This is a genomic window from Spirulina subsalsa CS-330, from assembly GCF_028330765.1.
Lineage (GTDB): Bacteria > Cyanobacteriota > Cyanobacteriia > Cyanobacteriales > Spirulinaceae > Spirulina > Spirulina subsalsa_A.
The window spans coordinates 21082-36037 of the sequence record NZ_JAQMTY010000176.1 but is presented as its reverse complement, the minus strand read 5'-3'; the positions used below and the strand labels follow the sequence as shown (position 1 = coordinate 36037).

General features: G+C 52.4%; 15 protein-coding genes. 9 read left to right on the top strand and 6 right to left on the bottom strand.

The features are described from left to right. Positions 1 to 5: 5 nt before the first annotated feature. Both PN477_RS12505 and PN477_RS12500 read left to right on the top strand, forming a co-directional pair. Complete coding sequence (locus PN477_RS12505; RefSeq protein WP_272119933.1) at positions 6 to 1430, top strand: class I SAM-dependent DNA methyltransferase; 1425 nt, start codon at positions 6 to 8, stop codon at positions 1428 to 1430. Beyond that, a complete protein-coding gene (locus PN477_RS12500) occupies positions 1430 to 2773 on the top strand; it encodes a restriction endonuclease subunit S (protein ID WP_272119932.1) in 1344 nt (447 codons plus the stop codon). The genes PN477_RS12505 and PN477_RS12500 overlap by 1 nt, the downstream gene beginning before the upstream one ends. A 7-nt stretch (positions 2774 to 2780) precedes the next feature. Here PN477_RS12500 and PN477_RS12495 read toward each other — a convergent pair whose 3' ends face one another. Together PN477_RS12495 and PN477_RS12490 are read right to left on the bottom strand one after the other, a co-directional pair. Further along, on the bottom strand, positions 2781 to 3638 hold the full coding sequence (locus tag PN477_RS12495; RefSeq protein ID WP_417158807.1) for a metal ABC transporter permease: 858 nt from the start codon (positions 3636 to 3638) through the stop codon (positions 2781 to 2783). A 17-nt stretch (positions 3639 to 3655) separates the two neighbouring features. Beyond that, positions 3656 to 4375 (bottom strand): metal ABC transporter ATP-binding protein, encoded by a 720-nt coding sequence (locus PN477_RS12490; RefSeq protein ID WP_417158806.1) that lies wholly within the window; start codon positions 4373 to 4375, stop codon positions 3656 to 3658. Positions 4376 to 4563: 188 nt separating this feature from the next. On the opposite strand from PN477_RS12490, the gene PN477_RS12485 reads away from it, so the two are divergent. The 4 genes from PN477_RS12485 to PN477_RS12470 all read left to right on the top strand — a co-directional run bounded on the left by PN477_RS12485 (position 4564) and on the right by PN477_RS12470 (position 7364). After that, positions 4564 to 5658 carry a metal ABC transporter substrate-binding protein gene (locus PN477_RS12485; RefSeq protein WP_272119929.1) on the top strand — a complete coding sequence of 365 codons (1095 nt, stop codon included), beginning with the start codon at positions 4564 to 4566 and terminating at the stop codon, positions 5656 to 5658. A 93-nt stretch (positions 5659 to 5751) separates the two neighbouring features. Then, complete coding sequence (gene rpsP, locus PN477_RS12480; RefSeq protein ID WP_072620599.1) at positions 5752 to 6003, top strand: 30S ribosomal protein S16; 252 nt, start codon at positions 5752 to 5754, stop codon at positions 6001 to 6003. Beyond that, complete coding sequence (locus tag PN477_RS12475; protein WP_272119928.1) at positions 6003 to 6401, top strand: KH domain-containing protein; 399 nt, start codon at positions 6003 to 6005, stop codon at positions 6399 to 6401. The genes rpsP and PN477_RS12475 overlap by 1 nt, the downstream gene beginning before the upstream one ends. 9 nt (positions 6402 to 6410) lie before the next feature. Then, on the top strand, positions 6411 to 7364 hold the full coding sequence (locus PN477_RS12470; protein WP_272119927.1) for a PhoH family protein: 954 nt from the start codon (positions 6411 to 6413) through the stop codon (positions 7362 to 7364). 20 nt (positions 7365 to 7384) lie between these two features. Here PN477_RS12470 and PN477_RS12465 read toward each other — a convergent pair whose 3' ends face one another. From PN477_RS12465 to ggt, 4 genes are all read right to left on the bottom strand, one after another. After that, positions 7385 to 7912, bottom strand: coding sequence for a HEAT repeat domain-containing protein (locus tag PN477_RS12465; RefSeq protein ID WP_272119926.1), 528 nt, complete (start codon positions 7910 to 7912; stop codon positions 7385 to 7387). 96 nt (positions 7913 to 8008) lie between these two features. Then, the gene (gene aroQ / locus PN477_RS12460; protein ID WP_272119925.1) at positions 8009 to 8476 is read right to left on the bottom strand and encodes a type II 3-dehydroquinate dehydratase; all 468 of its coding nucleotides are present in this window, start codon (positions 8474 to 8476) and stop codon (positions 8009 to 8011) included. A gap of 48 nt (positions 8477 to 8524) precedes the next feature. After that, a complete protein-coding gene (locus PN477_RS12455) occupies positions 8525 to 8665 on the bottom strand; it encodes a hypothetical protein (RefSeq protein WP_175551105.1) in 141 nt (46 codons plus the stop codon). A 149-nt stretch (positions 8666 to 8814) separates the two neighbouring features. Next, on the bottom strand, positions 8815 to 10362 hold the full coding sequence (gene ggt, locus PN477_RS12450; protein ID WP_272119923.1) for a gamma-glutamyltransferase: 1548 nt from the start codon (positions 10360 to 10362) through the stop codon (positions 8815 to 8817). A gap of 176 nt (positions 10363 to 10538) precedes the next feature. Here ggt and PN477_RS12445 point away from each other — a divergent pair, with 176 nt between their 5' ends. From PN477_RS12445 to PN477_RS12435, 3 genes are all read left to right on the top strand, one after another. Then, positions 10539 to 11858, top strand: a complete 1320-nt coding sequence (locus tag PN477_RS12445; protein WP_272119921.1) for a class I SAM-dependent methyltransferase — start codon at positions 10539 to 10541, stop codon at positions 11856 to 11858. 100 nt (positions 11859 to 11958) lie between these two features. Next, positions 11959 to 12564, top strand: coding sequence for a type IV pilin-like G/H family protein (locus PN477_RS12440; protein ID WP_272119919.1), 606 nt, complete (start codon positions 11959 to 11961; stop codon positions 12562 to 12564). A 118-nt stretch (positions 12565 to 12682) separates the two neighbouring features. Further along, on the top strand, positions 12683 to 14911 hold the full coding sequence (locus tag PN477_RS12435; RefSeq protein WP_272119917.1) for an O-linked N-acetylglucosamine transferase, SPINDLY family protein: 2229 nt from the start codon (positions 12683 to 12685) through the stop codon (positions 14909 to 14911). Positions 14912 to 14956 lie beyond the last annotated feature (45 nt).

The following is a 14956-nucleotide window of genomic DNA, read 5'->3' as shown; positions in this document are numbered from 1 at the left end:
AGTTTATGGCAAATGTATCAGGTATTGTGAAATCGACCCGCAATATTATGCGGCAAGATACGGGGACGGGGAGTGATGAGTTACGCATTCTGCAATTGGGCTGGATGTTGTTTCTGAAAATTTTCAGTGATAAGGATAAGGAATTGGAGTTGATGGAGGATGATTACACTTCACCGATTCCGGCGAGTTTGCATTGGGATGAATGGGCGGGTGATGATGAGGGGATGACGGGGGATGAGTTGTTGGAGTTTGTGGATCGGACGTTGTTTCCGACGTTGTCGAATATTGATCTTTCCACTGGCAATCATCGGGCGGTGTTGGTGCGGGGGGTGTTTGCCAATAATTACAACTATATGAAGTCGGGGATTCACCTACGGCAGGTGATCAATAAGTTGAATGAGGTTGATTTTAATAGTAGTAAGGATTTGCAGTTGTTTGGGCAAATTTATGAAACGTTTTTGAGTGAATTGCAGAGTGCGGGAACGTTGGGGGAGTTTTACACACCACGGGCGATTACGCAGTTGATGACGGAGATGGTTAACCCGGCTCATGGGGAGTTGGTGCTTGATCCGGCTTGTGGGACGGGGGGGTTTTTGGTGGCGGTGATTGAGTATTTAAAGGGAACGGCGCAGACGGTGGCGGATCGTGAGGCGATTGGTCAAAATGTGCGGGGTTGGGAGTATAAGCCGTTGCCCTATATGTTGGCGAATACGAATCTGATTTTGCATGATGTGGTGACACCAAATATCCGGTTTGGGGATGCGTTGCAACGGCCGTTGACGGAATATACGTCTAAGGATCGGGTGGATGTGATTTTGGCGAATCCGCCGTTTGGGGGGGTGGTTTCTAATAATAATGAAAACAATTTTCCGCAAACCTATCGGACGAAGGAATCGGCGGATTTGTTTTTGATTTTGATGCTTCGATTGTTGAAGGAGGGGGGCCGGGCGGCGATTGTGTTGCCGGATGGTTCGTTGACGGGGGATGGGGTGAAGCAGCGTATCCGGGAAAAGTTGTTGGCGGATTGTGATTTACATACGATTGTGCGGTTGCCGAATTCGGTGTTTCAGCCCTATGCGTCGGTGGCGACGAATTTGTTGTTTTTTAGGAAGGGTCAGCGGACGGAAAAGATTTGGTTTTATGAGCATCGGTTGCCGGAGGGTTATAAGGCTTACTCGAAGACGAAGCCGATTCAGTTTAGGGAGTTTGAGGGGTTAAGGAATTGGTGGGGGAATCGTGAGGAGAATGAGCGGGCTTGGTTGGTGGATATTGAGACGATCCAGGCGAATGGCTACAATCTCGATATTAAAAACCCGCATCGTTCTGAGGAGGAGAAGCAGTACAGCAGCGGGGAGTTATTGGATCTGTTACATCAGTCTTTTGCTAAGGGTGATGAGTTGCTGGAACAGTTGAGAAAGGAGTTGGTTTAGTGACTGATTGGAATAAATATAAATTTAGCGAATTTCTAACAAGAGTAAAATTGCCAATTACCATTCAAGACAATAAACAATATAAGAGGGTGACAATTAGAACAAAACACGGTGGTGTTTCGGTTCGAGATCACGAAATTGGATCAAAAATTGGCACAAAGAAGCAATTCATTCTCAAGGAAGGGCTTTTTGTAATGTCAAAAATAGATGCACGCTATGGTGCGTTTGGTGTTGCTTCATCTGAAGTTAATGACGCAATCATCACTGGAAATTTTTGGGCATACAAAATCAACGAAGATATTATTTCTATTGATTGGCTTAATAACTTTACCAATTCATTGATTTTTTATGATATTTGTGAGCGATCTAGTAGTGGCATAACGCATAGAAAATATCTCAATGAAAAGGATTTTTTGAATAACGAAATTTGGCTTCCTCCGGTTAGGGAGCAAGATAAAATTATTGATTCATTTAGAGAGAGATCTAACCATGTAAACTCTCTTAGCCGCGAACTTGCCCACCAGCAAGCCCTGGTGAAAAAATTGCGCCAACAGATTTTGCAGGAGGCGATCGCAGGGAAGCTCACCGCCGAGTGGCGATCGCACAATCCCCACATTGAACCCGCCAGCGAACTGCTCAAACGGATCGCCGCCGAAAAAGCCGAACTCGTCAAAGCCAAAAAAATCAAACCCCAAAAACCCCTACCCCCCATCACTGACGAGGAAAAACCCTTTGAACTCCCGAAGGGTTGGGAGTGGTGTCGGTTGGGAGACCTCTGCATAAAAATAACTGATGGCTTCCATAATACACCCCCAAAAGTTGCTAGCGGCTATCCGTATATTGCAGCAACACATGTGAAACCAGACAAAATTGACTGGAATGCATGTCATTATGTTTCGGAAGAGTTTCACAAAGAATTGTACTCAAAAGCATATCCAAAAAAAGGGGAAATTTTGTTAGTTAATATTGGAGCTGGCTGTGGAACTCCTGCAATTATCAATGTTGATTTTGAGTTCAGTTTCAAAAATACTGCGATCTTAAAATTCAATCAAGATTTTTTGTTTAATAAATATATTTTCAATTATTTTGTACTCCATCGAGATGAAATATATAAGGACTTAACCAAGGGCGGACTTCAACCATTTTTGAGTCTAAAAATACTTAACACTATCATTATCCCAATCCCATCTTTTTCCGAACAACAAGCCATCGTCGCCAAAATCGAAAAACTCCTCACCCTCTGCGACCAACTCGAAACCCAAATCACCCAAAACCAAACCCACGCCCAACAACTCATGCAAGCCGTATTAAAAGAAGCCTTCAACCTGACCCCATCCGATTGAGCCTTGCTTATTGATGCGGCGTGTGGGGCGATCGCGCCTTGGCAACAAGCCAACCCCGGCGGGGACTGAAACAGAGAGCGAGGAGAAACCCGACGAAAATCGCCATCACGATCGCAGGCCCCGACGGCAGATCGAGGTAGTAACTCGCATACATACCGCTGATGCTGGCGATCGCGCCCAACACCGACCCCACCCACATCATCTGATGGAGTTCCTTCACCAAGAGATAGGCGGTAATCGCTGGCCCCACCAGCAGCGCCATCACCAGCAACACCCCCACCACCTGCATCGTCGCCACAATCGTAAGGGTGATCGCGCTAATTAAACCCATATACAAACCTTGGACGGGGAGACCGCTGGCCTGAGCGCCGAGGGGATCGAAACTGTAAAAGAGGAGTTCTTTGTAAAAGAGTTTGACCAAGGTGATGATCAGAGCCGCGATCGCGATCGTGCGCCCCAAATCCCCCCGCGTCACCCCCAAAATATCGCCAAACAGCAGGCTAGAGAGATCCACCTGATTCGTTTCCAAGAGGCTGATCAGTAAAATGCCAAACGCGAGAAACGTGGTCAGGGTGAGGGACATGGCGGCATCGACCTTGAGGCGCGATCGCTTCTCCAACAGCGCCACACAGATCGCACTCAACACCCCCGCCACAAACGCCCCAATCCCCACATCAATCCCCAGGAAAAATGCGATCGACAGGCCCGGCACAATCGAATGGGAAATCACCCCGCCGATCATGCTCATTTGCTGCACGATCAAGTAACTCCCCGTCACCGCGCAGAGCACCCCCAACACCACCCCCATCGCCAGGGCATCGCGCATGAAGGCAAATTGCAACGGGTCAAGGAGCCATTCTAGCAACGCGGTCATGGCAATCCCTAGGCCGCAGCGAGGTAGAAGCGTTTCCCGTAGGCTTGTTCGAGACAGGCAGGGCAGATCACTTCACTTTGGTTTCCGGCGGCGATCAGGGTTTGATTGAGTAAGAGAAATTGATCGTAATGGGCGAGGGTGTCGCCGAAGTCGTGACTAATCACCAACAGGGTTTTTCCGGCGGCTTTTAATTCGGCGAAGAGATCAAACAGAATCGTTTCCGTGGTTTGATCGACCCCGGCAAAGGGTTCATCGAGAAAAAATAGATCCGCTTCCTGGGCGAGGGCGCGGGCGATAAAAACGCGCTGTTGTTGGCCGCCGGATAGTTCTCCGATTTGACGGTGGGCATAGTCGGCCATGCCAACGCGATCGAGGGCGTGGTGAGCGATCGCATTAGAAGCCGCCGAAAAACTTCGCAACCATCCCGTTTGCCGCGTCCGTCCCATCCGCACCACATTCTGCACCGTAATCGGATAGTCCCAATCAATCACCGTGCGCTGGGGTACATAGGCGACGCGATGGCGATGGGGGGCGAAGGGCTGATTATGCCACAGAATCGACCCGCTCACGGGCGGCACTAACCCCAGCATCACCTTCATTAACGTGCTTTTCCCCGCTCCATTGGGCCCTAATAGGTTCGTCGCTTGTCCCGGTTGCAACACAAAGGATACGTTTTGAATGGCCCAGCGATCGCGGTAGGCGGCGGTCACGTTGCGGACTTCAAGCATGGGGAAGTGAGAATGAGAATGACTATCATTAATATACTCTAGGATGGGGGCTGTGGGGTGGGGGAATGGCGCGATCGCTGCCATCCGGGGGATCATGCGGTCAACCTTGGCGCGTTATGGATCAGCAGCAGCTTGCGATGGGAGGCAAAATTAACTAGGATGATAATCATTATCATTTTTTTGTTGCCATGCGTTTTGCTGTTTGGATGACCCTCGGTTCTCTCCTCTTCGCCGGGTGTACAACCCCAGCCCCGGAGTCCCAAGACTCGGCCGCCTCAACGTCGGATACTTCTCCCGACTCCCCCGCCGTGACGGTGGTGGTGTCGAGCGATATCCTCTGTGATTTAACGGAGCAGGTGATGGGGGCGACGCAAGAGACCACCAATTTCACCTGTTTAATGGGCCCCGACCAAGATCCCCACACCTATGCCACGACCCCATCGGATCGCCGCGCCATCGCCCAAGCGCAACTCTTTTTCTATGACGGTTACAACCTGACACCGGCGATCGCACAATTGGCGGATTCTGCGGAAACGGGGGTGAAAACGGTGGCGGTGTTTGAAGTGGCTGTGCCGAATCCGTTGATGTTTGACCATGACCATGATCATGATCATGGTCATGGTCATGGTCATGGCCACGAAGACGAGCATGGGGCACAGGATCATGAGGAACCGGAGCATGAGGATCACGGCGATGAGGGGGATGATCCTGAGGGGGACGCAGCACAGCCCGACCCCCATGTGTGGCACGATGTGGAACAGACGATCGCAGCCGTTGAGGTGATCGCCGCTGAATTGAGTGCGATCGCGCCCCAGCACCGCGACACCTACGCCCGCAACGCCGATCAATTCACCCAAACCCTCACCACCCTCGATACTTGGATCGGGGAACAAATCGCCACGATTCCCGCTGACCAGCGCATTCTCGTCACAACCCATGCGTCCTTTAACTACTTCGTAGCGGCCTATGGGTTAACGCGAGCCGAAGCCCTGCAAGGCCTCAGCACCGAAGATGCGCCGAGCGCCGCCACGCTTAAACGTCTCGTCGAGCAAATTCAAGCCACCCAAGTCCCCACGGTCTTCCCGGAAAACATCGCTAACAATACTGTCCTCGACACTGTGACGCGGGAAGCGGGAGTCAAGTCCTCAGCAACGCCGCTGCTCACCGGGTCTAGGGGGTCTTTGGGGAGCTATGTAGACATGATGGTGGCGAATACCTGTGCGATCGCCACGGGTCTCGGTGGGCAATGTCAAGACTTTGCACCGCCTAACCCCACAAATTAACCGGATTCCCCTCGGTCTACCCCTTTCCGAATTCCCACAAAACCTCGTACAATCGTAAAGCACAACTTTTTAACGAAAAGCACTCCAGCTCCCATGATCAAAATTCGCCTCAAACGGTACGGTAAAAAGCGTGAAGTCAGCTATCGGATTGTGGCTATGGACAGCCGCACCCGTCGTGATGGTCGTCCCCTCGAAGAATTGGGCTTCTACAATCCTCGCACCGACGAAACCCGCCTTGATGTTCCGGCCATTGTCACCCGCCTCAAGCAAGGAGCCCAACCGACGGAAACCGTGCGGGATTTGTTGACCAAAGCCCAAGTGTTTGAACAACTCAAAAATGCCTAATGTCTGAGTCGATCAATCTCGAACGCTCGTATCCCGACTATGGTGAGTTGGTACGGTTTTTGATTGAACCCTTGCTCGATACCCCCGATGCGCTGCGGATTCATTGTGAATATGTCCGTGGGAATTTGGGTGTTTTGGTGCGTGTTGCCTTTGAAGAGGCGGATCATGGGCGGGTATTCGGACGCGGGGGACGCAACATCGAAGCCATCCGTACCGTCCTAGCGGCCACTGCTCAAAATGTGGGACAAACGGCTCGTCTCGAAGTGTTCGGGAAGCCACCGGAACCCGTCAGCCAGACGGATTCACGTCCGGCAGGGCGATCGCGCCGACGCAGTAGCAACCACTCAATGCCGAAGCCGTCCCTGCCGCGCCCATCCCGCCCTCGCCGTAATGGATAGGTTGATCCCGTGATCACGGAAACGATCGAGTTCCCTAACCCTGAGACGGCGATCGCCTTCGCGGGAATTGGTGAAGCCCATTTAAAATTGCTCTCGCGCCAGACGGGGGTAACCGCTGTGTTGCGGGGGCAAGCGTTGATGATGACGGGGCAACCGAAGGCCGTGGAACGGTGTCGGCAGGTGGTGCGATCGCTGCAACCCCTCTGGGACGAAGGGCAAACCATCGGCGAGCCGGATATTCTCACCGCCTTTCATGCTGTCGATACCCAGCGCGGCGACGACTACCGCGACCTGCAAAAAAATATCCTCGCCGTCACCCGTCGCGGCGAATCGATCCGCGCCAAAACCTTTCGCCAACGCCAATACATCAACGCCATCCAATCCCACAGCGTCACCTTTTGCATCGGCCCCGCCGGAACCGGTAAAACCTTCCTCGCGGCAGTGCTGGCGGTGAAAGCCTTACTCAATGATGATTGTGAGCGGATCTTGCTCACCCGTCCCGCCGTGGAAGCGGGGGAAAAACTGGGCTTTTTACCGGGGGATTTGCAGCAGAAAGTTGATCCGTTTTTGCGCCCCCTCTACGATGCCCTCTACGAATTTATCGACCCGGAAAAAATCCCCGACTTGATGGAGCGGGGCAAAATCGAAGTGGCTCCCCTGGCCTATATGCGGGGACGCACCTTAAAAAATGCCTTTGTGATTGTGGATGAAGCCCAAAACACCACGCCGGCACAGTTAAAAATGGTGTTGACGCGCTTGGGCTACGGGTCGCGAATGGTGGTCACGGGCGATATTACTCAAACCGATTTAGCCAATCAGCAGGATTCGGGCTTGGTGGTGGCGCAACGGATTTTAAAAGCGGTGGAGGGGATTGCCTTTTGCCAACTGTCGGCGGCGGATGTGGTGCGCCATCCCTTGGTGCAGCGGATTGTGGCAGCCTACGAGCAGTATGAAAAACGGTAAGCTCTGAGGCGCGATCGCCCTCACGATCGCTGATCAAGTTGGGCTTGGGCAAAGTCGCGCACTTGGGGATCGTTGTCGTTGGTGGCGCGATCGCTGACAAACTCCCAGGTTTGGGGCATGTCGTGATAATGCTCAATCATGGCCTTTAAGGCATGGAAACGGGGATTAACCTCGTCGGGATGTTGGCGACGAAAGCGATCGGCAAAGGCACATTTAGACAGAATTTCATAGACGTTAAAATCCGTTGTCCAATTGCGGGCGAGTTCTTGCACGGCCAGCGATCGCACCCTGGGATTGGGGGCATATTGGCTATAGGTTTTAAACCAGTTCAACACACCGAGATCCTGCGTCCCGTAATGGGCCAACGCCCGAATTGCGATCGAGAGCACCCCCGGATCAGCTTCTGAGTTAATGAAGGCTTGGAGGGTTTCGAGAAAGTCTGGAAGGGTGTTGAGGTGGGGGAGATGGGTTTGGAGGGTGAGGGCGCGATCACGGGGGTCAGCGATCGCGCCAATCTCCGTTACAGTCAGGGGGGATAAATCAGGCATAGGACGGCAATATTCAGGATGCACACCCAATTTTAGCGGCGAATCCTGCCAAACCTGACCAACGTTCTGATCATGCGCCCCGAAACGGACTCGATCCTAGGTGCTGAGGGCCTGAAGATGGGCCACGATCGCCCGCAAACCGAGGCGATAGCTCATCGCCCCAAAGCCGCTAATCTGCCCAATCACTACCGGCGCGAGATAGGAATGGTGGCGAAAGGGTTCGCGCTGGTAAATATTACTGAGATGAACTTCCACCGTCGGAATTTGCACCCCGGCGATCGCATCACGGATCGCAACACTCGTATGGGTGTAAGCTCCGGCATTAATAATCACGCCATCGATATCCCCCCAAGCATCATGAATCCGATCCACCAAGACCCCTTCATGATTGGATTGCAGGCAATCAACCGTTGCCCCTAATTCTGCTGCATCGGTGGTGAGGGCGGCGTTAATTTCGTCGAGAGTGACCGTACCATAAACTCCTGGCTCGCGGCGGCCCAATAGATTGAGATTGGGGCCGTGCAAAACCAGGAGTTTAAACAGAGTATTCGGGTGGTGTGCCATGACTATTGCCTCAAAGAGGAACTCAGTTTGCACTGAGCACTCGAAGGACTAGCGTACATGGCGGCGTGGATTGTCCACAGGAATTGGGATTAGCTCAGGTTCGGGTTCCGGTTCCGGGCCAAAGAGAGCGTCCACAATCCGGCGTGCCCAATCTTTGAGTTGTTCCAATACCTTGTCTAGATAGTCCATTGAACAAAGTGCTCCTGCAAGACCTAACTTAATTTTAACGGTAGTTTTCAGGCTTGATCGCGAGTTTTCTAAATTTGCTTTCAATTATTGCTCACATTGTAACGATTTTTAAAGTTTTTTGATCATCTTCTTAATAAAAAATGCAGGTTTTAGGGCAAAAATGCGCCGCCTCTGCGATCGTCCCCGGCCCCGGCAAACTCGCCACTGGGGAGGCGTTCCACCCCATGCACCCCCCCAAAAAACATATTTTGGGCTTGCCAATGCAGTTGATGATCGGTGTAGCGATCGCTCAACTCTAGCCCTTCCCCTAAGCCCGGTTCCAGATTTAATGTCCCCCCTTCCCAATGCAAACGCGGGCGAGCAATGGCGGTACTGAGATCATCCCCAAAGTCCACCAAATTCGTCACAATCTGCGTGAGTACCGTGCGAATTCGGTTCGACCCCCCAGAGCCAAAGACCTGAGTAGGCTGACCATCAGTGAGGATCATCGTTGGGGCCATCATCGAAGACATGCGGCGATCGCTTTCCCACGCATGGAACCCCTGGGGATTCAGATCCGCCTCTCCGAGCATATTGTTAACCATGATCCCCGTTCCCGGAATCATGTAGCCGGAACCTTCGCCGTTGGAGGTGGTGGCGCTGGCGGCGTTGCCCCATTCATCCATGACGCTGATATGGGTGGTGCTGCCCCAACGGTTTAACCCAGCGGCGAGGGCGGCTTGATAGGGGGCGAAGTGATCCGCGCCGAGGAAATCAGCGGTGATGTTGGGGTCATAGATGCGATCGTCGTAGCCATCGGTGCGGGCTTGGTTCGTCAGTTGCATGGCGCGAATCAGGGCGCGGAGATGGGTTTCGCTACCCCAGGGCAGGCTGTCTAAGCCTGCGGTGGCCAGGAGTTGGAGGGTAAAGGCCATTAACGCGCCGCCGGAACTGGGGGGCGGGTTGGTGAGGAGGGTTTGACCGCGATAGGTAATGGGCAGGGGGTCCCGTTTGATTACTTGGTAATGGGCAAGGTCGGCGTGGGTGAGATAGCCGCCGTGGGTTTGACAGTCGGCGACGAGTTGATCGGCGATCGCCCCGCGATAAAACAGGTCAATCCCCTCGCTCACGATCGCTTCTAAGGTGGTGGCAAACTCCCGCTGTACGAGCCGTTCACCGTGCCGCACGAGGCGACCCGTGGGCGCATAGATGCGGCGGGATTCGGCCCGTTCGAGCAGAATCGGAGCGAGGACGGTGTTGATGCAAAATTCTTGAAAGTCGCTGAGGGGCACACCATCACGGGCATAGGCGATCGCCGGCTCGGCAATCACCCCAAACGGCAACCGCCCCAACTCCTGCTGTACCGTCCACACCCCCGCTAAATTCCCCGGTGTCGCCATCGCCCCTAGGCCCACATGAAACGATTGCACCGCATCGCCAAAATTGACATCAACGGGGTAAAAATCCAAGTCCGCCACGGGTCGTTTTTCGCGGGGGGTTTGGGTAAAAAAGTCGTAGAGCACGGGAGCGCGATCGCACCCATGGGCCAAGAGAAACCCGCCCCCCGCCGCTGAAGTGAGGGTGGGTTCTGTCACAAACGACGCGAGCATGGCCGCTGCGATCGCATCAAACGCATTCCCCCCCGCCTCAAACACCGTCATCGCCGCCGCTGCGGTCTGCGGATGTCCGGCTGCTACTCCACCCCGTGTTTTGCCCATATCACTCTACGGATTGATCCTGTCAACGAAACCGCTTTTGATTGTGCCATAGGTTGCCTCCGCTAAAATACAGGCAGGCCTGACACATTTTTGGCGAGGCAAGGGGTTTAAACCCCTTGTTTGCCCGTCGCACTGCGTCAATCCTGACCGGCTGATCTGTTGTGTAATTCTTTCCTATGTCTACCCCCGATCCCGAACTCCGCGAAAAAATCCGCCGCCAATTCGACCATTGCCCCTATCCCAGCACCCCCGTTGAACATACCTACGCCGATGATCCAGATTTTCTCTATATCCATAATTTGATTACCGCGTTTTATCGGCGCGATCGCACCGTGATCGACCCGGCCGGCATGGTGATTTTAGATGCGGGTTGTGGTTCCGGCATCAAAGCCCTCGGCCTCGCCCAAGCCAATCCGAGCAGCCAGGTGATCGGTGTTGATCTGTCCCCGGAATCGGTGGAATTTGCCAAAAAGCGGATTCAGTACCATGGCATTGAAAACGTTGAATTTCAAGTGTTAGATCTTGAAGATTTACCCAGTTTGGGCCTTGAATTTGACTACATCAATTGTGATGAGGTGCTGTATTTACTCGATGATCCAGCAGCGGGCTTGGCTGCCATGAGTCGGGTGTTAAAACCCACGGGCATCCTCCGGTTTAATCTCCATAGTCTTTATGGCCGTGAAACGATGTTACGGGTGCAAACGGCGTTTCGGATGATGGGGCTAATGGATAGTAATCCTGAAGATGTGGAAGTCGATGTGGTGCGGGAAACCTTTGAAGCGCTTCATGATTACACCCTGCTGAAACAGCGGGCCAACTGGCAAAAGGTAGGAGAGTCGAAAGAATCAATTTTGGCGAATTATTTGCTAATGGGCGATCGCGGCTTTTCCGTGCCTCACGTCTTTGAATTGCTCCGCCTCACCCAACTCGACTTTATCAGCATGGTGGAATGGCAAAAATGGAACCTCCTCGATTTGTTCAAAACCCCGAATAATCTGCCTCCCTTTTGGGAAATGGCTCTCCCCGAAGCCAGTATTGAAGATCAACTCGCTCTCTTTGAACTGTTTCACCCCACTAACCGCCTCATTGACCTTTGGTGCAGCCATCCCCAACTCCCTCAGGACATTAAACCGATCGCAGCCTGGGGGCGATCGGACTGGCGCAGTTCTACAATTCACCTCCACCCCCAACTGAACACCCCCGCCTTCCGAGCCGAACTAGAACGCTGTGCAACCCAATTCAACCCCCTCAACATCCAAGCCTTTTTACCGGAACGAGGCGCATCTGCCCTCGTTGATGCCACACTAGCCGCCTGTATTCTGCTGCCGTTACTCAACGGCCCCCAAACCTTTCAAGCGATCGCCCAACGCTGGCAAACCCTGCACCCCATTAACCCAATCACCAACACCCCCACCACTCCCGACGATGCCCAAGCCGCAGTCTACAGCACCGTACAGGGGTTAGAGGCCGGGGGATATCTGCTGATCACCCGTTGAGGGGCAACAATTTAAAAAAATTTAGCGTCGGTGATAGGTCATGGGTTTAAACTGGGTATCTTACACACAGAAGCTAGCCAGCGTTGAGGCAAAACGTCCTATGAAACCAGAATTTCAGGCCAAATTTTTACAGTATCTCAATAGCACCCGCAAAGAAGATGAGGGTTTCACCCTGATCGAACTGCTCGTTGTGATCATCATTATCGGTATTCTTGCTGCGATCGCGTTGCCTTCCCTCTTGGGTCAAGCCAACAAAGCAAAACAATCAGAAGCCCGCAACAACATCGGCGCTTTGATGCGCGGTCAACAGGCTTCCTACTTGGAATCCCAATCTTTCCAAAGCGATATTCTACAACTGGGCTTGGGTGTTGCTACTCAAACCGTGAACTATCGCTATCAGATCATGACCAACAATACATCGACTGCGGCTCGGATCTACGCAACTCCCATTAAGCCTAGTTTGAAAGCTTACATCGGTGTTGTGGCAACTGAATTTTCCGGTGCAGCCGGTGGTAACAATGCAGGGGAAGCCACCACTCAAGCCAGCCTTTGCGAATCCATCAAAGTGACAAGTCTTCAAGCTGGTGGTAACACTTTTGAACCCGCTCCTAAAGCACCGACAGTAGATGGTGCTCCGGCACGGGTCTGTGCTAACTTGGGTGACTCTGTCGGTGGCAGCACCCAATGGAAAGATTTGGGCGCATAAACGTCGCTTAAGTTCTCGTGATTTAAGGCGTAATGCCATCAAGGTGAGTTGAGCTATTCAACTCACCTTTATCATTGGAACGCTCTGCCCTCACTGTTGCTGATTTAAGCCCTACACAATGCCAGATATTAACCCTCAAGACCTTTATCGTGCTGGTCACTATTTCGACGCGATTCAACAGTATGAAGCCGCCCTTCAACAAGATCCCCAAAATAAAACCAATTATTGGTATTTGGGGCTGGTGTTGTTGTTGAATGGTCAACCGGAAGATGCGGATTCAACATGGTTGATGGGGATGTTTGGGGGTGACGATGCCGAGCTAGAACAGTGGCAGCGGGAACTATTCGACATCCTCAACCATGAAGCCTTCTATCAAGAACTCCAGGGCGATATTCAGCAAGCGGTGAAAATTCGTGAACAAATCCAAGTCCTGTTTCCCGATCGCATCGATAGCCACTTACAAAGCCTCCGCCTTAACCTCAAAACCGAACAATATTGCAGCCCCCAACTGGATCAGGCTCCCCTCGCTGACCTGTTGCAGACCCCGCAAGAATCCTTTGATCCGATGCTCTGGATGGCAGTGATGCAAGAGTTATTGAATCGTGATCCGGGTCATCCGCAAATGTTGACCATTATAGAAGCGAGTTTGCCCTATTTTATCGGAACAGAACAGGCGAAAACCTATGGGGATCTGTTGGGGCAAGCGGCTAAAAATATTGGCTATCTGAAAAATATGCCCTATCTCGCGGCCCAAATTTGTGAGCAAGGCCTCATAATTGACCCGCTGAATACCGAATTAACCGCATCACGGGCCGAATTTTATCAAAACTCGGATCAGTATCAAAAGGGCATCGCAGCAGCACGACATCACCTCAGTTTAGTGACATCCTTAGCCGATCGCATTGATGCTCTGAAAACACTCTTAAAATCTGTGGTGATTACCGGGGGGAAATGGGACGAAAGTACAGAAATTTTTCAGAATCAGCAGGTACTGTTACAGGAATTTGTGACCACTCGCCCGCAAGATTTGGCCCTCGATCAAATTTCTCGGTTATTTAATAGTTATTTTTTCGCGCCCTATTTTCAAGATGCACCGGCCGATCGCCACCGCCTCCAGCAACAGATCACCCAAGTTTGCGCTGAAAACACGGCCCGCCACACGCCTCAACGCCAAGCCCGCTACGCCCAAGGGCATCGCGATCGCATCCAAACCCGCGACCCCCATCGCAAGTTAAGAATCGGCTATTTATCCTATTGTTTACGGCGGCATTCCGTGGGGTGGTTAGCGCGGGCCTTGTTTCAGCATTGCGATCGCGAAAAATACGACACCTACGCCTATTTAATGGCCATGCCGGATTATCATGAACCGCTCCAAGATTGGTATGTGTCGCAGGTGAAGCAGTCCTTTAAAGCAACGGATGTGGCCAGTTTAGCCGATGCTATTTTTGAGGACGAAATTGATATTTTAATCGAACTCGATAGCATCACTGTGGATACGGTGTGTAGTGTAGTGATCTTGAAACCTGCGCCGATTCAGGTGACATGGTTGGGGTGGGATGCGTCGGGGATTCCGACGATTGATTATTTTATTGCTGATGATTATGTGTTGCCAGAGAATGCTCAGGACTATTATCAGGAAAAAATTGTGCGGCTGCCGAATAGTTATATTGCCTGCGATGGGTTTGAGGTGGGGTTGCCGACCCTGCGCCGGGAGGATTTAGACATACCAACAGAGGCGATCGCATTCTACAGCGTCCAAAAAGGCTATAAACGTCACCCCGACACGATGCGGCTGCAATTGGAAATTGTCAAAAATGTGCCCGGTAGTTACTTTTTAATTAAGGGATCGAACGATACCGAAGATATGGAACGGGCGTTTTTAACCCTTGCCGATCAGGTGGGGGTAGAGCGCGATCGCCTCAAGTTCCTCGGCGTGGACTTTGCCGAAGCCAACCACCGCGCCAATATGGCGATCGCCGATATCATCCTCGACACCTACCCCTACAACGGCGCAACCACCACCATGGAAACCCTCTGGATGGGCATTCCCCTCGTCACCCGCGTCGGCCAACAGTTCGCCGCCCGCAACAGCTACACAATGATGCTCAACGCCGGAATCACCGAAGGCATCGCCCACAGCGCCGCCGAATATGTGGACTGGGGGGTGAAATTGGGCACGGATGCCGAATTACGTCAGCAGGTGATGCTGAAATTACGGGCAGCGCGGCGATCGGCTCCTCTCTGGAACGGTCGGCAATTCGCCCGCAATATGGAAGCCGCCTATGATCAAATGTGGGCCGATTATGTTGCCCAAAATTCCCAGGAGTCCGGTCAAGAAAGTGGTTGATCGGCGGCATCTTTTCGCCCCCGAATCCGTCATCATGAATAGGAA

What these genes read in the sequence shown, in the direction of transcription:
- PN477_RS12455 (WP_175551105.1), bottom strand. Translation starts at nt 8,665, where the DNA reads ATGGACTATCTAGACAAGGTATTGGAACAACTCAAAGATTGGGCACGC.
- PN477_RS12475 (WP_272119928.1), top strand. Translation starts at nt 6,003, where the DNA reads ATGTCTGAGTCGATCAATCTCGAACGCTCGTATCCCGACTATGGTGAG.
- PN477_RS12435 (WP_272119917.1), top strand. Translation starts at nt 12,683, where the DNA reads ATGCCAGATATTAACCCTCAAGACCTTTATCGTGCTGGTCACTATTTC.
- PN477_RS12440 (WP_272119919.1), top strand. Translation starts at nt 11,959, where the DNA reads ATGAAACCAGAATTTCAGGCCAAATTTTTACAGTATCTCAATAGCACC.
- PN477_RS12445 (WP_272119921.1), top strand. Translation starts at nt 10,539, where the DNA reads ATGTCTACCCCCGATCCCGAACTCCGCGAAAAAATCCGCCGCCAATTC.
- PN477_RS12490 (WP_417158806.1), bottom strand. Translation starts at nt 4,375, where the DNA reads ATGCTTGAAGTCCGCAACGTGACCGCCGCCTACCGCGATCGCTGGGCC.
- PN477_RS12485 (WP_272119929.1), top strand. Translation starts at nt 4,564, where the DNA reads ATGCGTTTTGCTGTTTGGATGACCCTCGGTTCTCTCCTCTTCGCCGGG.
- ggt (WP_272119923.1), bottom strand. Translation starts at nt 10,362, where the DNA reads ATGGGCAAAACACGGGGTGGAGTAGCAGCCGGACATCCGCAGACCGCA.
- PN477_RS12505 (WP_272119933.1), top strand. Translation starts at nt 6, where the DNA reads ATGGCAAATGTATCAGGTATTGTGAAATCGACCCGCAATATTATGCGG.
- PN477_RS12465 (WP_272119926.1), bottom strand. Translation starts at nt 7,912, where the DNA reads ATGCCTGATTTATCCCCCCTGACTGTAACGGAGATTGGCGCGATCGCT.
- aroQ (WP_272119925.1), bottom strand. Translation starts at nt 8,476, where the DNA reads ATGGCACACCACCCGAATACTCTGTTTAAACTCCTGGTTTTGCACGGC.
- rpsP (WP_072620599.1), top strand. Translation starts at nt 5,752, where the DNA reads ATGATCAAAATTCGCCTCAAACGGTACGGTAAAAAGCGTGAAGTCAGC.